The following is a 21,909-nucleotide window of genomic DNA, read 5'->3' on the forward strand; positions in this document are numbered from 1 at the left end:
CGTGTCCGCGCAATTCCTCGTCCGTCTACCCCAGTATTCTCTCCGCCGCCCGTACTCCCCACCACGCGGCCTCCTCGAACACCGAATACCCCGACAGGTCGGCATGGGCGAACAACACCCTGCCATCCGTCTCCCGCAAAGCCTGCAACCCCCGGTTGGACAAGTACCCCGGCAACGGCGACGCCATCGCATGACCGCGTACCGTGATCGAAACCGCCTCGATGAAGCGCCTTAGCTGCCAGCCATAGACCTGCTGCAGGTCGCCCGCCACTTCCTCGAACAATTCTTCCGTCCCGCACTTGGCCAGCCAGTCGCGCACCTGTGCCGGGTCGCGCGCGGACAACGCGTGATAGGCCGAGAACACGGTTTTCGGCGGCATCGCGACCCGCAGGTCCTGGTGGGTCGATACGACGTAGCCCAGCCCGCGTCCCTGGTACACGACGTTGTCCCAGGCCAGGGGCACGCCGGCGTCTTCTGGCGGAAAGCCATCCATCAGGAAATTCGCCACCGTCCAGGGAGCGTAGGAGGGCAGGTGATCGCGAGCATCGAAGCCGAATCGGCGCAGGTCGGCGATGCGCGAGGCGACGAACAGCGGCATGGCGGAAATCGCGCGATCCGCCCGGATGCGCAGCGCGCGGCGCGATGCGCCTTCCGCCTGCAGGCAGAGCACTTCCACGCCGCCGGCGGTTTCGTCGAGACGCATGGCCATGCCGTCCATGAACGCGGCGGGATGGACTTGCAGGATGCGTTCCTTGAGGCCGCGCGCCAGGGCTTGCAGCCCATCGGGCCAGGTCAGCACCGCGCCGTCGGACGCGTTTTCCGCCTGGCCGCCGCGGCTCGCGAAATAATGCAGTCCCGCCCAGGCCGATATCTTGTCGTGCCGCGCGCCGTATTCGTCCCGGCAGACGTAGTCCAGGTACCAGTGCAGCGTCGCCGACCGGTAGCCTTGCTCCAGCAGCCAGGTGCGGAAGGTCTTGCCGTCGAGGGCCGTCCATGCCGGATCGCGCGACGACAGCGCCACGGGAACCGCGAACAGCTTGCGGCCGTCATTGCCTCGGCGCGTCTTCAGGTCTTGCACGAGGTCGAGGAAATGCTTGTGTTCCTGCGCCTCCTCGGGCGACAGGCCTTGGCTGGGCATGAAACCGTCCTGCCAGGACCCGCGGAAGTACAGCCGTTCATCAGGCGCATGCACGATGCAGCGCTCGTCGAAATACGGCCGGGCCGTCTGGGCTCCGCGCAGGATCACGCCGAGGTCGGCGAGCATCTCTCGCACGTGGGACGATTCGAGCGAGGGCAGGGGCAGGTAGTGCGCGCCGCAGGGGTAGGGCAGGTCGCCGAAGCGTCCGCCCGCAGCGTTGCCCGAAAACTCGGGGCCGCTGAGGACGAGGAAATCCTTCCTCCCAGCGCGGGCCAGCTTCCATGCCGCCGACAGGGCCGCGATGCCGCTGCCGAGGATGACCGTGCCGGCGCGGACTTCCCCGGAGGGAGCGGGAATCGCGCCGGCGTCGCGCAGCATATGACCGGCTTCCATCCCGGGCCGGCTCACCTCGGGCACGACGCTGCGCCAGGGCAGGCGGCCGCAACCGGGCAGGCCGGCCAGCATGCCGGCGCCGCCAAGAACGAAGCCGCGCCGGGAGATCATCGCAGGACCTGGTGCCAGTCTTCCTCGAAGTAATGCACGAGCGACTGGCTGTTGAGGCGGTTCGGTTCCACCGGCACCCGCTTCATGTCGGCGGGAAAGCTGAACATCAGCCGCGTCGAGTCGGCGTCGAGGAATCGCATCGGCAGCGAATAGCGTTCCGGCGGCGTGAACCGGTCGTGCTTCGCCGCGACCACGAAGCCCCACTCGCCGAAGGACGGCACGTAGGCATGGTAGGGCCAGGTGTGGAATCCAGCCTCGCGCAGGGTCGCGTCGATGCACCAGAACGCGCGCGGCGCGAAGAATGGCGAGGTCGACTGCACGACCAGGAAGCCGTTCTCGGAGAGATGCTTCGCCATCAGGCGATACATCGGCACCGAATACAGCTTGCCGAGGCCGAAGTTGGAGGGATCGGGGAAGTCGGCGATGATGACGTCGAAGACGCCGTCGTTCTTTTCCAGCCAGCGCCCGGCGTCATCGTTGACGACGGTGACGCGGCGGTCCTTGAGCGAGCCGTGGTTGAGCTTCACCAGCGGTTCGGAATGGGAAAACAGCGTGGTCATCGCCGGATCGAGATCGACCAGCGTGACATGCTCGACATGCTCGTGGCGCAGGATCTCGCGCACCGCCATGCCGTCGCCGCCGCCCAGCACCAGCACCGACTTCGCGAACGCCGCCTTCTCCAGCGCCGGATGGACCAAGGCTTCGTGGTAACGATGCTCGTCGCGAGACGAGAACTGCAGGTTGCCGTTTATGTAGAGGCGCATGTCGTCCTTCCAGCGTGTGACCACGATGCGCTGGTAGGGCGTGGTGGTGGCATAGATGATCTCGTCGCCGAACAGGCCCTTCTCGGCCCATTGCGTCAGGCGGTCGGAGGTGAGCATGCCCAGGCCCAGCAGGCACATCACCATCGTCGCGAGGAAGACCCGCCGGCCGCTGTCGCGCACATCGTCGCGGAAGGTCAGGGCGGTCCAGAGCGCCACCCCGGCGTTGAGCATGCCGAACAGCAAGCCGGTACGCGACAGCCCGAGCTTCGGCGCCAGCACCAGGGGAAAAAGCAGGGACACCGCCAGCGCGCCGAGGTAATCGAAGGTGAGCACCCGGCTCACGAGTTCGCGGAACTCCGTGCGGCGGCCGTTCAGGACTCGCATCACCAGAGGGATTTCCATGCCCACGAGCATGCCGATCAGGAACACCAGCGCATAGAGCGCGGTGCGGAAGGGCGCCGACAGCCAGGCGAAGATCAGGAACAGGAAGGTTGCCGAGATGCCGCCGAGCAGGCCGACCAGCAGCTCGATGTCGATGAAGCGGGACAGCGTGTCCTCTTCCTTGACATACTTCGACAGGTGGGAGCCGACGCCCATCGCGAACAGGTAGCAGCCGATGATGGAAGAGAACTGCAGCACCGAGTCGCCCAGCAGGTAGCTGGTCAGCGCGCCGGCGATGAGTTCGTAGGCCAGCCCGCACGAGGCGACGATGAAGACCGAGAGGATCAGGGTGCGGTCGAGGATCATACGGGTTGTCGGATATCCCTTTGCTTGCTACGATGGCATGTGGTCAAGCCGCTGCTCAACTCATCCGGAGGTTTCGTATGTTACAGGCATATGCCTACGCCATGTACCTTCTGACGGGCTTCGTGCTTCTCGGGATCTTCTTCGCCCTCTACACCTGGGTCACCTCCTACGACGAGCTCAAGCTGATCCGCCAGGGCAACATGGCGGCGGCGATGTCGCTCGGCGGCGCGCTGATCGGCTTCTGCCTCACCCTGGCTTCCAGCATCCTGCACAACGGCACCTACCTCATGTTCCTCGCCTGGGCGGTGGGTGCGATGGTCGTCCAGGTCGTCTGCTACATCCTCATGGCCAAGAGCGTGCCCGACATGTGCAACGCGATCGAGGAGAACAACCTCGCGATGGGGTCACTGATGGCCGTGTCCTCGCTCACGATCGGCATCGTCAATGCCGCCTGCATTTCCTGACCAACCCCGCTTTCCCTGAAAGGAAGAAACATGGGCCTGGGTTCATTCATCAAGAAGCAGTTCATCGACATCCTCCAGTGGAACGAGGACGAGGACGGCGTGCTGGCCTGGCGCTATCCGATGGCAGACTACGAAATCCAGTACGGCGGCAGCCTCACGGTGCGCGAGTCGCAGATGGCGGTCTTCGTCAACGAAGGAGCGATCGCCGACGTCTTCGGCCCGGGCATGTACAAGCTAACGACGCAGACCCTGCCGGTCCTGACCTACCTGAAGAACTGGGACAAGCTGTTCGAGTCGCCCTTCAAGTCGGACGTGGTGTTCTTCAGCACCCGCCTCCAGCTCGGCCGCAAGTGGGGCACGCCGCAGCCCATCACCATCCGCGACAAGGACTTCGGCATGGTGCGCCTGCGCGCCTTCGGCATGTACTCCTACAAGGTGGCCGATCCGCGCAAGTTCTATACCGAGATCAGCGGTACGCGCGCCTCCTACACCCGCGACGAACTCGAACAGCAGCTGCGCAACATGGTGATCTCCACCATGACCTCGGCGCTCGGCGGCTCGTCCATTCCCTTCCTCGACATGGCCGCCAACCAGGGCCTGATGGCGGACCAGATCAAGCTGGCGCTGGCGCCGGTGTTCGAGCGCTACGGCGTCGCGCTCGACAACTTCGTGGTCGAGAACGTCTCCCTGCCGGAAGAACTGCAGAAGGCGCTCGACACCCGGATTTCCATGGGCATGGTCGGCGACATGGCGAAGTACACCCAGTACCAGGTGGCGAGCTCGGTGCCGCTGGCGGCGCAAAACGAAGGCGGCCTGGCCGGCGTGGGCGCGGGACTGTCCGCCGGCGTGGTCATGGGACAGACCATGGCCGACGCCATGAAGGCGGCGCAGGCGCCCGCCGCGCCTGCGGCCCCTGCGGCCGCTGCAACAGCCGCTCCGGCGCAGCCCGCGGAAGACCCGTCGGCGCGCCTGGGCCAGCTCAAGGGCATGCTCGACAAGGGTTTGATTTCCCAGGGCGACTACGACAGCGCCAAGGCGGAAATCCTCAAGAAGCTGATCGGCTGACCGCGATGAAGCAATGACGCACTGACCCCACGGCCACCACGCATGCAAACCGTCTCCTGCCCGAACTGCGGCGCGCAAGTCAGTTTCCGCTCCGCCGCTTCGGTCATGGCGGTGTGCGAGTATTGCCAGAGCACCCTGCTCAAGGATGCCGATTCCGTTCGCAATATCGGCAAGGTGGCCGAGGCGCTCGAAGACTATTCGCCGATCCAGATCACCACCTCTGGCTCCTACGAGAACCGGGCGTTCTCGGTGGTCGGCCGCATCCAGCTGCGCTACGACGCGGGATACTGGAACGAATGGTACGTGCTGTTCGACGACGGCAGCGATGGCTGGCTGTCCGACGCCTCGGGCCAGTACGTCATGACCGTGCCTGCCCAGGATCCGTCGCCGCCCGCCTTCGACAGCCTGCATCCCGGCCAGGCCCACCAGCATGGCGGCGATACCTGGTTCGTATCGGACATCCGCACCGCCCGCTGCATCAGCTGGAACGGCGAACTCCCGTTCCGGGTCGGCCGCGGCTGGGAAGCGAAGGTGGCCGACCTTCGTTGCGGCCATCGTTTCCTCACGCTCGATTACTCCGATGGCGACGTGCCGGCCGCCTATCTCGGCAAGGCCGTCACCCTGGAGGGCCTGCGCTGCCAGCTGCTGCGCGACAAGGACGCCATCGCGCAGAGCGCCGGCCATTTCCGCGGCCAGACCGCGGCGCTGGATTGCCCGAGCTGCGGCAGCGGCATCGCCTACAAGGCCGGCATGGCCTTCCACGTGGTGTGCCCGGCCTGCCATGCCGAGGTCGACTGTTCCACCGACAAGGCGCTGGTGCTGAAGAAGGCGGAAGAACTCGAACGCGTCACCACCACGCTGGCGCTCGGCGACAAGGGACGGATCGACGGGCAGGACTACGACCTCATCGGACTCCTGCAATGCGATTCCGGCGAGGAGGGCGACCCTGGCTGGACCGAGTACCTGCTGCACCACCCCGAGCGCGGCTTTCTCTGGCTGGTGGAAAGCGACCAGGGCTGGGACCGGGTCGACGTGCTCAATGAATGGCCGGCCGCGCGCGGAGACAGCGAGGTGGCGGTGGACGGCGTCACCTATCGGCGCGGCGAACGCTACGACTCCATCGTGCGCTACGCCGCCGGCGCCTTCAACTGGCGCGTCTCGGTCGACGACCGCACCCACCTGCGCGAATTCACCAGCGGCGAGCGCAAGGTCACGGCCGAAAGCAATCCCAACGAAGTCGTCTGGACGAAAAGCGCGCGCATTCCTGCCAGGCAGGTCGGCGAATGGTTCAAGAAAAAGGACCTTGCCGCCACGCCCGAGCCGGCCGCTTCCGTCCCGGGGCCCAGGCTGGGATTCCGCCCTGCCTTTCTCTTCAGCCTGCTGCTGCTCTTGCTCAACCTGCCGATCTCCATCGGCAGCGGCTCGCGCGGCTTGCGCCTGATCCTGATCGCCGCGCTGCTGCTCTGGATCCCGGTGTTCGTGATCCGCCATTTCACGAAAGAGCGTGAATGATCAAGTTCGCCTACATCCTCTATGGTGCGATCGTGGTGCTGCTCACCACGTGCACCAACCTCAGCTACTTGACCTCGCAGCCGGGATCGTCCAGCAACTGGGGCACGCGCAGCGGGTCGCCCAGCTATGGCGGTGGCGGCGGTAGCTATTCGGGAGGGCACAAGTGAGCAAGCAAGGAGATGCGCTCGGGCGGCATGTGCTGGCCGACCTGCATGACGCGCCGTCAGAGGTGCTCGGTGATCCCGTGGCGATCGAAAACGCGCTGCTGCGCGCCGCTCATGCAGCGGGCGCCACGCCGCTCTTTTCGCGCTTTCATCATTTCGGGCCGGGGCAGGGCGTGACCGGCGTGCTGCTGCTGCAGGAGTCGCATATCAGCATTCATACCTGGCCGGAACATGGATTCGCGGCGCTCGATGCGTTCATGTGCGGGGGTTGCCGGCCGCGAGATGCGGTCGAGATCGTGGTGTCGGCGCTTGGCGCGCGGCGGGTGGAGTTGAGGGAAGAGCGGCGGGGGGAGGGTGTGCTCGACCTACTCAGGCATTTCTGACTGCCTGTGTCATACCAGCGAAGGCCGGAATCCCATTTCTACTGTTTTCTCTCCGGTGAAGCGGTTGCGGGTCCCACTCCGTGGGGACTTGCCGGGGCTGGTCCCGGCGGCCCAGGTACTTTCTTTATCAGCAGATAAAGAAAGTACCCAAAGAAAGCTGCTTCAACCCCCATGTGGGAGTCACTTCGTACAGCCTCGTTCGATGGTTTGAGCGGATGCCGTTCTCCTCGGTACTCAGCATCTGAAAGGGAGATGGTGACTCGACCTCCTGCCGCATCGGCATGACTCGAGACTGTCCCGACGACAGGGAGCATCCGCCTACCTCTGTCATTCCCGCGAAGGCGGGAATCCCATTTTGGTCGTCCAGAGAAACGCACAATGGGATCCCAAGAACTGCCAGAAACGCGCAACCGCCGCTTACTGCGCCACCCAGCCCCCATCCATGTTCCAGGCCACGCCCCTTACCTGGCTGGCCGAATCGCTGGCCAGGAATACCGCCAGGTCCCCGAGTTGCTCCGGCGTCACGAAGTCTCCGGAAGGCTGCTTCTCCGCGAGCAGGCTGCGCTTGGCATCGTCGTTCGACAGTCCCTGCTGCGAGGCGCGGGCATCGACCTGTTTCTGCACCAGCGGCGTGAGCACCCAGCCCGGGCAGATGGCGTTGCATGTGATGCCGGTCTGCGCGGTCTCGAGCGCCGTTACCTTCGTCAGGCCGACGATGCCGTGCTTGGCCGCGACATAGGCCGATTTCTGCGCGGAACCGACGAGGCCGTGCACGGAAGCGACGTTGATGATGCGGCCCCAGTTGCGCTGCTTCATCGCGGGCAGCGCGAGGCGGGTGGTATGGAAGGCCGAGGTCAGGTTGATGGCGATGATCGCGTCCCAGCGATCGACAGGGAAATCCTCGATGTTGGCCACGTGCTGGATGCCGGCGTTGTTGACCAGCACGTCGACCGCGCCGAACTGCTCGGCGGCATGGCGCATCATAGCTTCGATTTCCGCGGGCTTGGACATGTCGGCATTGTGGTAGGCGGTTTTCACGCCATATTCCGACTGCACGCTTTCCTGGACGGCCTTGATGTCGTTCGGGTCGCCGAAACCGTTGAACACGATGTTCGCGCCCTCGGCGGCGAACTTCCTGGCCATGCCCAGGCCGATGCCCGATGTCGACCCGGTGACGAGTGCGGTCTTTCCTTGAAGCGTCTTCATGTAACCCTCTGTGAGAAATGGATATTTGTTAGTTGATTCAACGAATCTTATTTGGTCGAACGGCGAAGTAACACAAGATTTTAAGCGGAACCATCAGTAAAATGCGAGGATGACAATCGGATACTTCCCAAAATGACACAGTCCGCGCCAAGCTTTCGTTCGCGCCAGGTGCAATGCCTGTCTCCCGCCGGCCTGCATCGCATGGCCTACAAGGAATGGGGCGATCCGGACAATCCCCGGGTGCTGGTGTGCTTGCACGGCGTCACCCGCGTGAGCGACGACTTCGACACGCTGGCCATGGCGCTGGCCGGCCGCTACCGGGTGCTGTGCCCGGACGTCGTCGGCCGCGGCCGCTCCGACTGGCTGCGCGACCCCCAGCATTACCAGATTCCCCAGTATGTCAGCGACATGGTGACCCTGCTGGCGCGCGCGGACGCCGAAACCGTGCACTGGTTCGGCACATCGATGGGCGGGCTCATCGGCATGCTGCTGGCCTCCATGCCCGGTTCGCCGATAGAGCGTCTGGTTCTCAATGATGTCGGTCCGGCGCTGAATCCGGCCGCCCTGGCGCGCATCGGCGATTACATCGGCGAAGACACGCGCTTCAGCAGCTTCGAGGCAGGCGAGCAATACATCCGCGCGATTTCCGCGCCCTTCGGAACGCACACCGACGAAGAATGGCGCAAGATGACCGCCGATGTCTTGCGCGAGGATAAGGATGGTCAATGGCGGCGGCACTACGACCCGCGCATCGCCGTGCCCATCAAGGCGTCCACGCCGGAGGCGGCGAAGCAGGCTGAAGCCGTGCTGTGGCATGCCTATGATGCGATCCGCTGCCCGACGCTGCTGGTGCGCGGCGCGGATTCGGACTTGCTGAGCGCCGAAACCGCGCGGGCCATGACCGGCCGCGGCCCGAAGGCCGAGCTGGTGGAATTCGCGGGCGTCGGCCATGCGCCAACCTTCCTGCGCCAGGACCAGGTCGACGTGGCGGCACGATTCCTGGCGGGTTGATATAGTAGGAAGCCGCGGCTGGCAGAAGCTGAAGGCGCAGGCACGGCAAGACGACACAAGGAAACAAGGAAGTTCGAGCAATGGACATCACCCGCCTGCACGTAGGCAAGACGCTCTCCGAAGCGGCCATCCACAATGGCACCATCTACCTCGCCGGCCAGGTCGCCGAGGATCTCACCCAAGACATCACCGGACAGACCAAAGAGGTGCTCGGCCACGTCGATCGCCTGCTGGCGGAAGCCGGCAGCGACAAGTCGCGCATCCTCATGTGCCAGATATTCCTCGCGGACCTGGCCGACTTCCCGGCGATGAATGCCGCCTGGAACGACTGGGTCGCCGCAGGAAACGCCCCGCCCAGGGCCACGGTCCAGGCCAGGCTGGCCAAGCCGGAATGGCTGGTCGAAATGGTCGTGACCGCCGCCGTCGCCGAACCGGTCTCGCGCTAGGGTTTTCATGGTTTCCCTCGCATCCGCGCAGAATGAAATCGATGTCCAGCTGACGTCGGGCCTGACACAGGACGACGGCGCGCGCGTGCTCGACGCGCTGGCCTACGTCGAGCCGTGGTACCGCGGCAAGGCGGTCATCACCGGGCAGGACGCCTTCGATTTTTCGCGCGGCGCCGCGGCCACGCTGGCCCAGCTCAATACCGATGCCGATTCGCGGATCGCCTGCCTGCTGTTCGAGCTGACCGTGCTCGATCCCAAGGAAGCGGAAGGCATCGGCGCGCGCTTCGGCCAGGACATCGCCGACCTCGTCGGCGGCATCCGTCAGCTCATGCGCCTGCATGAACAGACCTTCACGCCCAAGGAAATCACGAGCGGCAAGCATGCTGCCCAGCAGGCGGCGCAGCACATGGAAACCCTGCGCAAGATGCTGCTCGCCATGGCGACCGACATGCGGGTGGTGCTGGTGCGGCTGGCGTCGCGCGTCACCACCTTGCGCTACTTCGCCGAGATCAAGCTGGAGAACGAGCGTACCGAACGCTATGCGCGCGAGACCATGGACCTGTACGCGCCGCTCGCCAACCGGCTCGGCATCTGGCAGCTGAAATGGGAACTGGAAGACCTGTCCTTCCGCTTCCTCGAGCCGGCGACCTACAAGCGCATCGCGCGCATGCTCGAGGAAAAGCGCATCGAGCGCGAGAGCTTCGTCGAGGGCGCCATCAGCCGCCTGAAGTCCGAGCTTGCGGAAGCCGGCATCAAGGCCGAGGTATATGGCCGTCCCAAGCACATCTTCAGCATCTGGAACAAGATGCGCGGCAAGTCGCTCGACTTTTCCGAGCTGCACGACGTGCGCGCCTTCCGCGTGATCGTCGATGACGTCAAGACTTGCTACGCGGTGCTCGGGCTGGTGCACAACATCTGGACGCCGATCCCGGAAGAGTTCGACGACTACATTTCCCGCCCCAAGTCCAATGGTTACCAGTCGCTGCACACCGTGGTGGTGGCCGAGGACGGCCGCGCGCTGGAAGTGCAGATCCGCACGCATGAAATGCACCGCTTCGCGGAGTACGGCGTGGCGGCGCACTGGCGCTACAAGGAATCCGGCGGATCGAACTTCGCCGCACAGAAGTACGACGAAAAGATCGCCTTCCTGCGCCAGCTGCTGGCCTGGAAAACCGAGGTCGCCGACGCGGTGGTGGAGCAGGAAGACGCCCAGCGCGAATGGGTGGAGAAGCTCAAGCAGACCTCGCTCGATGACCGCATCTATGTGCTGACGCCGCAGGCGCGCGTGATCGAACTGCCCAGCGGCGCCACGCCCATCGATTTCGCCTACCACCTGCATACCGACGTCGGCCACCGTTGCCGCGGCGCGCGCGTGGATGGCGTGATGGTGCCGCTCAACACCCCGCTCAAGAACGGCCAGACGGTGGAAATCATTACCGCCCGCGGCAGTGCGGCGGTCGGGCCCTCGCGCGACTGGCTCAGCCCCGGCTATGTCGTCAGCGCGCGCACGCGCTCCAAGGTGCGCGCCTGGTTCAATGCCATCGAGCAGCAGGAAACCCTGTCCCATGGACGCGCCATGGTCGAAAAGACCCTGCAGCGCGAAGGCAAGACCGCGATCAATCTCGAGGAACTGGCGCACAAGCTCGGCTTCTCCAAGCTCGACGATCTCTTCCTCGCGGTCGGCAAGGAAGAATTCAGCCTGCGCAACGTCGAGCACGTCCTGCACGCCGACGACGAGAAGGCCAAGGCGCCGCCTTCGCAGGAAGCGGTGCTGCCGAACAAGAGCCGCGCCTCGAGCGTGTCCCAGGGCGCGAAGTCCGGCGTGCTGGTGGTCGGCACCGAAGGCTTGCTGACCCAGCTCGCGCGCTGCTGCAAGCCGGCCCCGCCCGACGAGATCATCGGCTTCATCACGCGCGGCAAGGGCGTGTCCATCCATCGCGCCAATTGCAAGAACCTCGCGCAGATCCGCAAGAATGCCCTGGAGCGCGTCATTCCCACGACCTGGGGCGAGTCCGGCAAGGACACCGTCTATCCGGTCGATATCTTCATCCTGGCGAGCGACCGCCAGGGCCTGCTGCGCGACATCACGGAAATCTTTTCGCGCGAAAAGATCAACGTCATCGGCGTGAGCACGCAGAGCGCGAGAGGACAGGCGAAGATGTCCTTCACCGCCGAGATTTCATCGACGGCCCAATTGCTCAAGGCCTTGGCCGTGATACGTGAAGTGAAGGGCGTGCTGGAAGTGCAGCGGCAATGAGCCGCAATGGGTCCGCAGGACCCGGCCCTACAGCATGGCGGACAGTTCGGGTTGCAGGGTCACGTGGTCGATGCCGTGCTTGTCCAGCAGCATCTGCTTGATCTCGCGCAGGATGGACGGCCAGGCCTGCATGTCGTCGATTTCCACATGGCCGATCAGCGCCGGCGCGCCGGGCGTCATTTCCCAGACGTGCAGGTCATGGACCGAAAGCACGCCTTTCTGGCGGGAAAGGTCTTCGCCGACCTCGAGGTAATCGATGTGATGAGGCACGCCTTCCATCAGGAAATGATAGGACTCCTTGAGCACGCCTATCGTCGATTTCAGGATGAGCGCGGACACCAGCACCGAAAGCAGGGGATCGATCTGCAGCCAGCCCGTGAAATAGATCACCACGCCCGCGATCACCGCGGCCACCGAGCCGAGAAGGTCTCCCAGCACATGCACCATGGCCGCGCGGGTGTTCACGCTATCCTGCCCATGCGACAGGACCCACGCCACAACGATGTTGACGGCCATGCCGATGCAGGCCACGACGAACACCGTGCCGCCTTGCACTGCCACGGGATGGAAGAAGCGCTGCGCCGCCTCGACGACGATCCAGGCCACCACCGCCAGCATGACCAGGGCGTTGATGAAGGCGGCCAGCGCCTCGGCACGGCCGAAGCCGAAGGAATGTTTCGCGGACGGCGGGCGGCGGGCGATGATCTGGGCCAGCAGCGCCAGGCCCAGCGCGGTGGCATCCGTGACCATGTGGCCGGCGTCGGAGATCAGCGCCAGCGAATTCGACCAGAAGCCCGCCACCACCTCCACCAGCGCGAAGCCCAGGGTGATCAATAATGACCAGCCCAGGATGCCGGGGCGGCGCACCTCCGAGAAATGATGATGCGATGCATCCCCGGCGCGATGGGCATGCAGGTGTTCGGTGGAGGGCGGGTGGGTTTTCATGTACGCGGAAAGGCCGGACCAAAAGCGGGAAGTGTAGCGGATTCCAGGGCAAGGAATGTCCCCAAAGTAAAGACGGTTTTGCATGACCGGTTTAGGCCATTGAAGCCGCCCGGAAAATAATTGGGTGAAACACTGGCGCAATCAAAAATCTCTCGCTATAATCTCGGCTTCTTCAGGCTCGTAGCTCAGCTGGTTAGAGCACTACCTTGACATGGTAGGGGTCGTTGGTTCGAGTCCAATCGAGCCTACCAACATCCTCTAAGACGCCCCGGACTTCGCTCCGGGGCTGTTTTAGTCCAGAGGCATGTTGGCAGGATTGCCTGATCGTCCTTTCCGCTTCACTCCCCCGATTTCCCATTAGTTCTTTTATCGCTTGGCGTTGCTTTGCGCTCTTTGCCCATGCATCGAATGCGCGCACCCTCGGCGACCGGTTTCACTCACTGCGGCCGCGCACCCCGCCCGCGCCACTGGCAAGGTCTTCTTCAATCATCCTTGGCCGGGGTCAGTCCCCGGCGGCATCGCTGCCATATCACGGAACTTTCGGCCGTTCCGCATCTCCTGCCATCTATTGTCCTTTCAACAGGAGAGCCGCATGCCGGACGACATCTTGCCCAGTCAACGCGACGCCGGCGCCCAACCGGCGCAGGCCGGCACCGCGCCGGATCCCACTTTCGTTCCTCCGCGCCTGGTCAGCCTGCTGGTCAATGGACAGGCCTGCGACCTGATGCTTGAACCCCGGGTCACCCTGCTCGATGCCCTGCGGGAAGTCATGCACCTCACCGGCACCAAGAAAGGCTGCGACCGCGGACAGTGCGGCGCCTGCACGGTGCTCGTCGATGGCCAGCGCATCAATGCCTGCCTGACGCTCGCCATCATGCATGAGGGCAGGGCGATCACCACCATCGAAGGCATCGCCGGCCAGGCCGGACTGCACGCGGTGCAGGAAGCCTTCCTCGAATGCGATGCCTTCCAATGCGGCTACTGCACCCCGGGCCAGATCTGTTCGGCCGTGGCGCTGCTCGACGAGGCCGCCCAGGGACAGGCCAGCGCGGTTGCGCCGCGCGCCGTCGCCGGCGACCTGTCCGACGACGAGATCCGCGAGCGCATGAGCGGCAACATCTGCCGCTGCGGCGCCTATCCGAACATCGTTTCCGCCATCCGCATGGCCTCGCGGCCCCAATCCTGAATCCGCCCAAGGCGAGAAAGCTCCTTATGCTTCCCTTTGAATACGATCGCGCGACCGACGTGGAACAAGCCGTCCGCCTCGGCGCGCAGGCAGGCGCGCGCTACATTGGCGGCGGCACCAACCTGCTCGACCTCTACAAGAGCGGCATCGAGCGGCCGGCGCGCCTGGTCGACGTCAGCCGCCTTCCGCTGAACACCATCGAAGCCTTGCCGGACGGCGGCGTGCGCATCGGCGCCATGGCGAGCAACACCGCGGCGGCCAATCATGCGCTGGTCAGGGAGCGATGTCCTTTGCTGGCGGAAGCGCTGCTGGCCGGCGCGTCGGCGCAATTGCGCAACATGGCGACGGTCGGCGGCAACCTGCTGCAGCGGACGCGCTGCCATTACTTCACCGACCCCGCGCTGGGCGCGTGCAACAAGCGCACGCCCGGATCGGGCTGCGCGGCGCGCGATGGCTTCAATCGCATCCACGCCATCCTCGGCGGGAGCGAATCCTGCATCGCCGTGCATCCCTCCGACATGGCGGTGGCGCTCTGCGCGCTGGATGCGGTGGTGAGGGTGCGGAGCCAGTCGGGCGAACGCGAGATTCCGGTCAACGATTTCCATCGCCTGCCGGGCGACACGCCGCACATCGATACCACCTTGCGGCCGGGCGAACTCATCACCGCCATCGACGTTCCCGCCGTCGCATTCGGCACGCGCTCGCATTACCTGAAGGTGCGCGACCGGGCGAGCTATGCCTTCGCGCTGGTGTCGGTCGCCGCGGCTATCGACGTGCATGACGGCATGGTGCGGGAGGTGTGCATCGCCCTCGGCGGCGTGGCCCACAAGCCCTGGCGCGCGCGCGAGGCGGAAGACGCCCTGCGCGGCAAGGAATTTTCCGAGGACAATCTGCGCGCCGCCGCCGCGCTGGCCCTCGCGCAGGCCCGGCCGCAGGAACACAACCGCTACAAGGTGGAACTCGCGCGGCGCGTCATCGTGCGCGCGCTGCGCATCGCAGGAGACATGGCATGAGCCTCATCGGACAAGGCATTTCCCGCACGGATGGCGTGAAAAAGATCACTGGCGCCGCCGAGTACGCGGCGGACCATCGCGTGCCGGAATGCGTGCACGCCGTCATGGTCACCAGCACCGTTCCGTCAGGCCGCATCAAGCGCATCCATACCGGACACGCGGAGGAGGTGTCCGGCGTGCTGCAGGTCATGACGCACCTGAATGCGCCGCGCCTGCCCTCGCAGACCAGCTCCGGCAAGCTCCAGCCCCCGGTCGGCCGGGTGCTCAGCCTGCTGCAGTTCGATGCCGTGCATTACAACAACCAGCCCATCGCGCTCGTCGTTGCCGATACGCTGGAGCACGCGCGCGAAGCGGCCGCGCGGGTACGCGTGGAATACGAAGCCGCGCCCGCCGTGCTCGATTTCGCCGAGGCGCAGGAACACCTGCATCCGCCGGAAAAGGTCCTGGCTCAATCCACCGACACGCGCCGCGGCGACTTGCATGCCGGCCTGCTGTCCGGCTCCGCGCGCCTCGATGCCACGTACAGCACGCCCAATGCCCATCACAACCCGATGGAACCGCACGCCACCCTCGCGGCCTGGGACGGCGACCGCCTGCAACTCTTCGATTCAACCCAGTACATCCTCGGCGTGCGCAACGTCGTCGCGGGAACGCTCGGGATTCCGCCGGAAAACATCACGGTGCATTGCCCGTTCACCGGCGGCGGCTTCGGCTGCAAGGGGTCGGTCTGGTCGCACGTGGTGCTGGCGGCGATGGCGGCCAGGCAGGTCGGACGTCCGGTGAAGGTGGTCCTCGACCGCAACCAGCTGTTCGGGCCGGTGGGCACGCGGCCAGTCACCAGCCAGCGTTTCCGGCTCGGCGCGACGGAACATGGCAAGCTCACGGCCATGGGGCATGACGCCATCGCCTACACGTCGATGATCGAGGACTGGATCGAACCCTGCGCGCTGGCGTCGCGCATGCTCTACGCCTGCCCCAACCAGGAAACCAGCCACCGCCTCGCGCGCATGAACCTCGGCACGCCGACCTTCATGCGCGCCCCCGGCGAAAGCACCGGCACGTTTGCGCTGGAATCGGCGATGGATGAGATGGCCTGGCAGCTTGGAATCGATCCGCTCGCCTTCCGCCTGCAAAACTACGCAGAGCGGGACCAGGGCAAGGATCTGCCGTGGTCGAGCAAGTCATTGCGGCAATGCTACGAGATCGGCGCCGAGCGCTTTGGCTGGGCGCGCCGCACGCCGGAACCGCGTTCCATGCGCGAAGGCAGCAAGCTGGTCGGATGGGGCATGGCGACCGCCACCTATCCAACCAATCGTTCCCCCGCGTCCGCGGTGGCGCGCATGCTTCCCGATGGATCGGTGGTGGTGCAGACCGCGTCGCAGGACCTTGGCACCGGGACCTATACCGTCATGACCCAGGTGGCCTGCGATGCGCTTGGCTTGCCGGTGGACAAGGTAAGGTTCGAGCTCGGCGACAGCCGCTTTCCGAACGCGCCGATTTCCGGCGGCTCGACCACCGTCGCCAGCGTCGCGCCGGCGGTGCAGGCGGCGGCGGAAGCCTTGCGGCTCAAGCTGATCGGTATCGCCCTGGCGGACGAGGCCTCGCCGCTGCACGGCGCCACCGCAGATGCGATCGTTGCCGCCAACGGCGCGCTGCGACTGCGCGACGACCCGCAGCGCACGCAATCCTATGCCGACATCCTGCGCCGTCACGGCGGCAATGCGGTCGAGGCAGAAGCGAGCGCCGCGCCGGGTGAGGAAAAATCGAAGTTCTCGATGCATGCCTTCGGCGCGGTCTTCGTGGAAGTCCACGTCGATGAAGACCTCGGCCAGATCAGCGTGCCGCGCGTGGTCGGCGTATACGGCGTCGGCAAGCTGCTGAACCGCAAGACCGGGTACAGCCAGCTTATGGGCGGCATCGTGTGGGGCATCAGCCTTGCCCTGTTCGAGGAAACGGTGTTCGACAAGCGCAACGGCAGGGCGGTCAACGGCAATCTTGCCGAATACCATGTGCCGGTCAATGCCGACATCGGCGACATCGACGTCAGCATCGTCGACGAGGAAGACCCTCACGTGAATCCGCTGGGCGCGAAAGGCGTGGGAGAGATCGGCATCACCGGCGTCGGCGGCGCGATTGCCAACGCGGTGTTCCATGCGACCGGCAGACGCGTGCGCGACTTGCCGATCACGCTCGACAAGCTGCTGTAGCGGAGCGCTGGCGGCTTGGTGGCGGCTCAGTGGTGGCTGGTCTTGCGGCCCGAGCCGGATTTCTTGCCGCCGCCGGAAATCTTGTTTTCCGTGGCCCAGGCGCGGCGTTCCGCTTCCTGCTTGGGCACGCCGCGCTGCTCATAACTTTCCTCGATGTGCTGCGCCTGCCGTTTCTGCTTGTCGGTGTACGCGGATTTGTCGCCTCTTGGCATGATGGTCTCCTTTCGATGTGGTGCATGACAATCTTGCTTGCAGGTGAGACAAGGCGGGAGGGCGAAAAATCCCTCCGCTCGAGCGCGAGGAGGGCATGAGCCGGCCCGCACGGCTTGCATTTCCACATCGGGGCTTGTATAGTCTGGGCTTGATTTTTAGGGTGGATACGTCCAACCTGATTACCGGACAACGAACATTCTGTAAGAGCGAGAAAGGCAACACGGTTATGACACCGCGAACTACAACCACCGCAGGTCTTCATCGGCGCTAGTCGGGGTTGTTTTCGTCTCTTCAGAATGAAAAACGCGGCTAGCCCGCGTTTTTTTTCGTCCGTCAATTTTCATGGTGAATAGTCTAGCGTCAGTGGCAAGCCGCCCTGACATGGAGGGTAAAATGGTTTCAGTGCGTCTTCCCGATGGTTCGCAGCGTCAATTCGAATCGCCCGTCACGGTCGCCCAAGTCGCGGCCAGCATCGGCACCGGCCTGGCAAAGGCTGCCCTTGCCGGCAAGGTCGACGGCAAGCTGGTCGATACCTCGTTCCTCATCGACAAGGATGCCGACCTTGCCATCGTGACCGACAAGGACGCCGATGGCCTGGACGTCATCCGCCATTCCACCGCGCACCTGCTGGCCTATGCCGTGAAGGAGTTGTTCCCCGACGCCCAGGTCACCATCGGCCCGGTCATCGACAACGGCTTCTACTACGACTTCTCCTACAAGCGCCCCTTCACGCCCGAGGACCTCCAGGCCATCGAGAAGAAGATGGCCGAACTGGCGAAGAAGGACGAGCCGGTAAGCCGCAAGGTTCTCCCGCGCGATGAAGCGGTGGCCTATTTCAAGTCCATCGGCGAAGCTTACAAGGCGGAAATCATTTCTTCCATTCCTCAGGGCGAGGACGTCTCGCTCTACACCGAGGGCAAGTTCACCGACCTCTGCCGCGGCCCGCACGTGCCCTCGACTGGCAAGCTCAAGGTCTTCAAGCTGATGAAGCTGGCCGGCGCCTACTGGCGCGGCGATTCCAAGAATGAAATGCTCCAGCGCGTGTACGGCACCGCGTGGGCCAAGAAGGAAGAGCAGGACGCCTACCTGCACATGCTCGAGGAAGCCGAGAAGCGCGACCACCGCAAGCTCGGCAAGCAGCTCGACCTGTTCCACTTCCAGGACGAAGCGCCGGGCCTGATCTTCTGGCATCCGAAGGGCTGGACCATCTGGCAGGAAGTCGAGCAATACATGCGCCGCGTTTACAAGGAATGCGGCTACCAGGAAGTGAAGGCGCCGCAGATCCTCGACCGCGCGCTCTGGGAAAAGACCGGCCACTGGGAAAACTATCGCGACAACATGTTCGTGACCGAATCGGAAAACCGCAACTATGCGCTCAAGCCGATGAACTGCCCGGGCCATGTCCAGATCTACAATGCCGGCCTGCGCAGCTACCGCGACCTGCCGCTGCGTTTCGGCGAGTTCGGCCAGTGCCACCGCAACGAGTCCTCGGGAGCGCTGCACGGGCTGATGCGCGTGCGCGGCTTCACCCAGGACGACGGCCACATCTTCTGTACCGAAGAGCAGATCCAGTCCGAGTGCACCGCTTTCCACCAGCAGGCGATGCAGGTCTACAAGGATTTCGGCTTCTCCGACATCTCCATCAAGATCGCGCTGCGCCCGGAAAACCGCATCGGTTCGGATGAAACCTGGGACCGCGCGGAAGACACGCTGCGCAACGCGCTGCGCGCCTGCGACGTCCAGTGGACCGAACTGCCGGGCGAGGGCGCGTTCTACGGCCCGAAAATCGAATACCACCTCAAGGATTCGCTCGGCCGCCCCTGGCAGGTCGGCACCATGCAGGTCGACTTCTCCATGCCGGGCCGCCTCGGCGCGGAATATGTCGCGGATGACAATACCCGCAAGGTGCCGGTCATGCTCCACCGCGCAATCGTCGGTTCGCTGGAACGCTTTGTCGGCATCCTGATCGAAAACCATGCCGGCGCGATGCCGCTCTGGCTGGCTCCGGTGCAGATTGCCGTGCTGAACATTTCGGACGCTCAGGCTGATTATGCGCAAGCGGTAGCACAAAACCTGAAAAAACAAGGGTTTAGGGTAAATCTCGATTTGCGTAACGAGAAAATAACCTATAAAATACGCGAGCATTCCGTCCAAAAGCTGCCTTACATCGTCGTGATCGGCGACAAGGAGCGGGACGCGAATACGGTGGCCGTGCGTGCGCGAGGCAACGTCGATCTGGGAATCATGTCCGTCGACGCCTTGGTTGAGCGACTTGTCAGTGAGGTCGACACCAAAGCCTGATGTGCTGGAGCACGGCTTAATTATTTGATTGATAAAGGAAACTGCAATAGCTACGGACAAGTCGCATCGCATCAACGGCGAAATTACCGCGCCGGAATTGCGTTTATCTGGGGTCAATAACGAGCCGCTGGGCATCGTCAGTCTGGCCGAGGCCTTCCGCGCCGCGGAAGAGGCAAATGTGGATCTGGTAGAGATCGCTCCCACCGCGCAACCGCCGGTGGCGCGTCTCATGGACTATGGCAAGTTCAAGTACCAGGAGCAGAAGAAAGCCCACGAAGCCAAGCTGAAGCAAAAGGTCATCCAGGTCAAGGAAGTCAAATTCCGGCCGGGAACCGATGACGGCGATTACAACATCAAGCTTCGTAACCTGACCAAGTTCCTCGAAGAGGGCGACAAGACCAAGATCACCCTGCGTTTCCGCGGTCGCGAAATGGCGCACCAGGACATCGGCATGAGAATGCTGGAACGCCTGAAAGCCGATCTCGAGCCGTTCGGGCAGGTTGAGCAGTTTCCCAAGATGGAAGGCCGCCAGATGGTCATGGTGCTGGCGCCGAAAAAGAAGAAGTAATTCTTCAAAAAAAGATTTGAGGGGCCGCCCGCTGGCGTCACGTTATGCGGCGGCCCTTTGAATTGCAGGGACTCGATTCCCTGCATAACAAGTGAGAGCAGGCATCCAAGAGCAGTGAAGTACTGCCACCTGCAATCATGCCAAAACTGGAGCTGTCCGGAAGGACAGAGTTTGCTATGCCTAAGATGAAGACCAAGAGCAGCGCCAAGAAGCGCTTCCGCGTGCGTCCGGGCGGTACCGTCAAGCGCGGTCAAGCCTTCAAGCGCCACATCCTCACCAAGAAAACCACCAAGAACAAACGCCAGCTGCGCGGCGCAGTGGACGTTCATGACACAAACATGAACTCCGTTCGCGCGATGATGCCGTTCGCCTAACCTCACCAATAAGAAGGAGCTACCATGCCTCGAGTTAAACGTGGGGTTACCGCACGGGCCCGTCACAAGAAAGTCCTTGACCTCGCCAAGGGCTACCGCGGCCGCCGCGGCAATGTCTACCGCATCGCCAAGCAAGCCGTCATGCGCGCAGGCCAGTACGCCTACCGCGATCGCCGCAACAAGAAGCGCGTCTTTCGCGCCCTTTGGATCACCCGTATCAATGCCGCGACCCGCGAGCACGGCGTGACCTACAGCGTGTTCATGAACGGCCTGAAGAAGGCCAACATCGGCCTGGACCGCAAGGTTCTCGCCGACATGGCAGTGACTGACAAGCCGGCGTTTGCCGCGATTGTCAATCAGGTGAAGGCCAACATCGCTGCTTAAGTGTTGTGATTCCGGCGCCGCCTCGCGCGGCGTGCAAAGAATAAGCGGGGCATAGGTCTATCATCTATGCCCCGTTTTATTTTTTCCGGTCGTATTGACCATTCGATTTCGATTTCCTGTCACGGGCAAAAAGCCGCATGAATTCCTTAGAAGATATTGTCGTCCAGGCGCAAGCCGATTTCGCGGAAGCGCAGGACGCCGCCGCACTCGAGAATGCCAAGGCAAAGTACCTCGGCAAGACCGGCCAGATCACCGAGCAGATGAAAGGCCTCGGCAAGCTTGCGCCGGAGGAGCGCAAGGCGCAGGGCGCCGTGATCAACGCCGCCAAGGAAAAGATTGAAGCGGCGCTGAACGGCCGCCGCGATGCCCTGGCCAACGCGCAGATGGAAGCCAGGCTGAACGCCGAAGCCATCGACGTCACCCTGCCCGGGCGCGGCCGCAGCGTCGGCGGCATCCACCCGGTGATGCGCACCTGGGAGCGCATCGAAGCCATCTTTCGCTCGATCGGCTTCGACGTGGCCGACGGCCCGGAGATCGAAACCGACTGGACCAACTTCACCGCATTGAACAGCCCGGAAAACCACCCGGCGCGTTCGATGCAGGACACCTTCTACATCGACGGCAAGGACAGCCAGGGCAAGCCGCTGCTGCTGCGCACCCACACCAGCCCCATGCAGGTGCGCCATGCCCGCATGAACAAGCCGCCGATCAAGGTCATCGCCCCCGGCCGCACCTACCGCGTCGACAGCGACGCCACCCATTCGCCGATGTTCCACCAGGTCGAGGGCCTGTGGATCGACGAGAACATCAGCTTCGCCGACCTCAAGGGCGTCTACCTCAACTTCGTCAAGGCCTTCTTCGAGACCGACGACCTGCAGGTGCGCTTCCGTCCCTCTTATTTCCCGTTCACCGAACCCTCGGCCGAAATCGACATCGCCTTCGGCAGCGGCCCGCTGAAAGGCCGCTGGCTGGAAGTCTCCGGCTCCGGCCAAGTGCATCCCACCGTGGTCCGCAACATGGGCCTCGATCCGGAAAAGTACATCGGCTTCGCCTTCGG

The 21,909-nt window shown here is 64.0% G+C and carries 21 protein-coding genes and 1 tRNA gene; 17 read left to right on the plus strand and 5 right to left on the minus strand.

Features of this window, described 5'->3' with window-relative positions:
• Positions 1-25 precede the first annotated feature (25 nt).
• On the minus strand, positions 26-1,639 hold the full coding sequence (locus tag G3574_RS12320) for an NAD(P)-binding protein (RefSeq protein ID WP_163963558.1): 1,614 nt from the start codon (positions 1,637-1,639) through the stop codon (positions 26-28).
• Positions 1,639-3,153: a polyamine aminopropyltransferase gene (locus G3574_RS12325; RefSeq protein ID WP_205609762.1), complete on the minus strand. Its 1,515-nt coding sequence runs from the start codon at positions 3,151-3,153 to the stop codon at positions 1,639-1,641. The genes G3574_RS12320 and G3574_RS12325 overlap by 1 nt, the downstream gene beginning before the upstream one ends.
• Positions 3,154-3,230: 77 nt before the next feature.
• On the opposite strand from G3574_RS12325, the gene G3574_RS12330 reads away from it, so the two are divergent.
• Genes G3574_RS12330 through speD form a run of 5 tightly spaced genes read left to right on the plus strand, consistent with a single transcriptional unit; the run spans position 3,231 to position 6,741 of the window.
• On the plus strand, positions 3,231-3,617 hold the full coding sequence (locus G3574_RS12330; protein WP_163963513.1) for a DUF350 domain-containing protein: 387 nt from the start codon (positions 3,231-3,233) through the stop codon (positions 3,615-3,617).
• 30 nt (positions 3,618-3,647) lie between these two features.
• Positions 3,648-4,682, plus strand: a complete 1,035-nt coding sequence (locus tag G3574_RS12335) for an SPFH domain-containing protein (protein WP_163963515.1) — start codon at positions 3,648-3,650, stop codon at positions 4,680-4,682.
• A 42-nt stretch (positions 4,683-4,724) separates the two neighbouring features.
• The gene (locus G3574_RS12340) at positions 4,725-6,194 is read left to right on the plus strand and encodes a DUF4178 domain-containing protein (RefSeq protein WP_163963517.1); all 1,470 of its coding nucleotides are present in this window, start codon (positions 4,725-4,727) and stop codon (positions 6,192-6,194) included.
• Positions 6,191-6,361, plus strand: a complete 171-nt coding sequence (locus tag G3574_RS12345; protein WP_163963390.1) for a hypothetical protein — start codon at positions 6,191-6,193, stop codon at positions 6,359-6,361. Before G3574_RS12340 ends, G3574_RS12345 begins: the two co-directional genes overlap by 4 nt.
• On the plus strand, positions 6,358-6,741 hold the full coding sequence (gene speD, locus G3574_RS12350; protein WP_163963519.1) for an adenosylmethionine decarboxylase: 384 nt from the start codon (positions 6,358-6,360) through the stop codon (positions 6,739-6,741). Before G3574_RS12345 ends, speD begins: the two co-directional genes overlap by 4 nt.
• Before the next feature lie 417 nt (positions 6,742-7,158).
• Here the strand turns inward: speD and G3574_RS12355 are convergent, their stop codons facing one another.
• Positions 7,159-7,947 carry a 3-hydroxybutyrate dehydrogenase gene (locus tag G3574_RS12355; RefSeq protein WP_163963521.1) on the minus strand — a complete coding sequence of 263 codons (789 nt, stop codon included), beginning with the start codon at positions 7,945-7,947 and terminating at the stop codon, positions 7,159-7,161.
• Positions 7,948-8,079: 132 nt separating this feature from the next.
• On the opposite strand from G3574_RS12355, the gene G3574_RS12360 reads away from it, so the two are divergent.
• From G3574_RS12360 to G3574_RS12370, 3 genes are all read left to right on the plus strand, one after another.
• A complete protein-coding gene (locus G3574_RS12360) occupies positions 8,080-8,958 on the plus strand; it encodes an alpha/beta fold hydrolase (protein WP_163963523.1) in 879 nt (292 codons plus the stop codon).
• 80 nt (positions 8,959-9,038) lie between these two features.
• Positions 9,039-9,404 carry a RidA family protein gene (locus G3574_RS12365; protein ID WP_163963525.1) on the plus strand — a complete coding sequence of 122 codons (366 nt, stop codon included), beginning with the start codon at positions 9,039-9,041 and terminating at the stop codon, positions 9,402-9,404.
• Positions 9,405-9,411: 7 nt separating this feature from the next.
• On the plus strand, positions 9,412-11,661 hold the full coding sequence (locus G3574_RS12370) for a RelA/SpoT family protein (protein WP_163963527.1): 2,250 nt from the start codon (positions 9,412-9,414) through the stop codon (positions 11,659-11,661).
• A 27-nt stretch (positions 11,662-11,688) separates the two neighbouring features.
• Here the strand turns inward: G3574_RS12370 and G3574_RS12375 are convergent, their stop codons facing one another.
• The gene (locus tag G3574_RS12375) at positions 11,689-12,606 is read right to left on the minus strand and encodes a cation diffusion facilitator family transporter (RefSeq protein WP_163963529.1); all 918 of its coding nucleotides are present in this window, start codon (positions 12,604-12,606) and stop codon (positions 11,689-11,691) included.
• A gap of 174 nt (positions 12,607-12,780) precedes the next feature.
• Between G3574_RS12375 and G3574_RS12380 the strand changes: the two genes are divergently transcribed.
• From G3574_RS12380 to G3574_RS12395, 4 genes are all read left to right on the plus strand, one after another.
• A tRNA-Val gene (locus G3574_RS12380) sits at positions 12,781-12,857 on the plus strand.
• A 341-nt stretch (positions 12,858-13,198) separates the two neighbouring features.
• The gene (locus G3574_RS12385) at positions 13,199-13,792 is read left to right on the plus strand and encodes a (2Fe-2S)-binding protein (protein WP_163963531.1); all 594 of its coding nucleotides are present in this window, start codon (positions 13,199-13,201) and stop codon (positions 13,790-13,792) included.
• Between the two features lie 26 nt (positions 13,793-13,818).
• Positions 13,819-14,805: an FAD binding domain-containing protein gene (locus G3574_RS12390; protein ID WP_163963534.1), complete on the plus strand. Its 987-nt coding sequence runs from the start codon at positions 13,819-13,821 to the stop codon at positions 14,803-14,805.
• Entirely contained in the window at positions 14,802-17,012 is a 2,211-nt protein-coding gene (locus tag G3574_RS12395; protein ID WP_163963536.1) for a xanthine dehydrogenase family protein molybdopterin-binding subunit, read from the plus strand. Before G3574_RS12390 ends, G3574_RS12395 begins: the two co-directional genes overlap by 4 nt.
• Positions 17,013-17,038: 26 nt before the next feature.
• Here the strand turns inward: G3574_RS12395 and G3574_RS12400 are convergent, their stop codons facing one another.
• Positions 17,039-17,224, minus strand: a complete 186-nt coding sequence (locus G3574_RS12400) for a hypothetical protein (protein ID WP_163963538.1) — start codon at positions 17,222-17,224, stop codon at positions 17,039-17,041.
• A 394-nt stretch (positions 17,225-17,618) separates the two neighbouring features.
• Between G3574_RS12400 and thrS the strand changes: the two genes are divergently transcribed.
• From thrS to pheS, 5 genes are all read left to right on the plus strand, one after another.
• Positions 17,619-19,526: a threonine--tRNA ligase gene (gene thrS / locus G3574_RS12405; RefSeq protein WP_163963540.1), complete on the plus strand. Its 1,908-nt coding sequence runs from the start codon at positions 17,619-17,621 to the stop codon at positions 19,524-19,526.
• A gap of 31 nt (positions 19,527-19,557) precedes the next feature.
• A complete protein-coding gene (gene infC, locus G3574_RS12410; RefSeq protein ID WP_163963559.1) occupies positions 19,558-20,094 on the plus strand; it encodes a translation initiation factor IF-3 in 537 nt (178 codons plus the stop codon).
• 176 nt (positions 20,095-20,270) lie between these two features.
• Positions 20,271-20,468, plus strand: a complete 198-nt coding sequence (rpmI, locus tag G3574_RS12415) for a 50S ribosomal protein L35 (RefSeq protein WP_119768735.1) — start codon at positions 20,271-20,273, stop codon at positions 20,466-20,468.
• A 24-nt stretch (positions 20,469-20,492) separates the two neighbouring features.
• Positions 20,493-20,852 (plus strand): 50S ribosomal protein L20, encoded by a 360-nt coding sequence (rplT, locus tag G3574_RS12420; RefSeq protein ID WP_163963542.1) that lies wholly within the window; start codon positions 20,493-20,495, stop codon positions 20,850-20,852.
• A gap of 137 nt (positions 20,853-20,989) precedes the next feature.
• Positions 20,990-21,909, plus strand: a 920-nt coding sequence (gene pheS, locus G3574_RS12425) for a phenylalanine--tRNA ligase subunit alpha (RefSeq protein WP_163963544.1), incomplete at its 3' end; no start/stop codon positions are given.

The organism is Noviherbaspirillum galbum (genome assembly GCF_010974945.1).
Taxonomy (GTDB): Bacteria; Pseudomonadota; Gammaproteobacteria; order Burkholderiales; family Burkholderiaceae_D; genus Noviherbaspirillum; species Noviherbaspirillum galbum.

Bases quoted from the DNA above. Each gene is read 5' to 3' on its own strand.
- G3574_RS12325 (WP_205609762.1), bottom strand. From the start codon at position 3,153: ATGATCCTCGACCGCACCCTGATCCTCTCGGTCTTCATCGTCGCCTCG.
- G3574_RS12330 (WP_163963513.1), top strand. From the start codon at position 3,231: ATGTTACAGGCATATGCCTACGCCATGTACCTTCTGACGGGCTTCGTG.
- G3574_RS12335 (WP_163963515.1), top strand. From the start codon at position 3,648: ATGGGCCTGGGTTCATTCATCAAGAAGCAGTTCATCGACATCCTCCAG.
- G3574_RS12340 (WP_163963517.1), top strand. From the start codon at position 4,725: ATGCAAACCGTCTCCTGCCCGAACTGCGGCGCGCAAGTCAGTTTCCGC.
- G3574_RS12345 (WP_163963390.1), top strand. From the start codon at position 6,191: ATGATCAAGTTCGCCTACATCCTCTATGGTGCGATCGTGGTGCTGCTC.
- G3574_RS12355 (WP_163963521.1), bottom strand. From the start codon at position 7,947: ATGAAGACGCTTCAAGGAAAGACCGCACTCGTCACCGGGTCGACATCG.
- G3574_RS12360 (WP_163963523.1), top strand. From the start codon at position 8,080: ATGACACAGTCCGCGCCAAGCTTTCGTTCGCGCCAGGTGCAATGCCTG.
- G3574_RS12365 (WP_163963525.1), top strand. From the start codon at position 9,039: ATGGACATCACCCGCCTGCACGTAGGCAAGACGCTCTCCGAAGCGGCC.
- G3574_RS12370 (WP_163963527.1), top strand. From the start codon at position 9,412: ATGGTTTCCCTCGCATCCGCGCAGAATGAAATCGATGTCCAGCTGACG.
- G3574_RS12375 (WP_163963529.1), bottom strand. From the start codon at position 12,606: ATGAAAACCCACCCGCCCTCCACCGAACACCTGCATGCCCATCGCGCC.
- G3574_RS12385 (WP_163963531.1), top strand. From the start codon at position 13,199: ATGCCGGACGACATCTTGCCCAGTCAACGCGACGCCGGCGCCCAACCG.
- G3574_RS12390 (WP_163963534.1), top strand. From the start codon at position 13,819: ATGCTTCCCTTTGAATACGATCGCGCGACCGACGTGGAACAAGCCGTC.
- G3574_RS12395 (WP_163963536.1), top strand. From the start codon at position 14,802: ATGAGCCTCATCGGACAAGGCATTTCCCGCACGGATGGCGTGAAAAAG.
- G3574_RS12400 (WP_163963538.1), bottom strand. From the start codon at position 17,224: ATGCCAAGAGGCGACAAATCCGCGTACACCGACAAGCAGAAACGGCAG.
- thrS (WP_163963540.1), top strand. From the start codon at position 17,619: ATGGTTTCAGTGCGTCTTCCCGATGGTTCGCAGCGTCAATTCGAATCG.
- rpmI (WP_119768735.1), top strand. From the start codon at position 20,271: ATGCCTAAGATGAAGACCAAGAGCAGCGCCAAGAAGCGCTTCCGCGTG.
- rplT (WP_163963542.1), top strand. From the start codon at position 20,493: ATGCCTCGAGTTAAACGTGGGGTTACCGCACGGGCCCGTCACAAGAAA.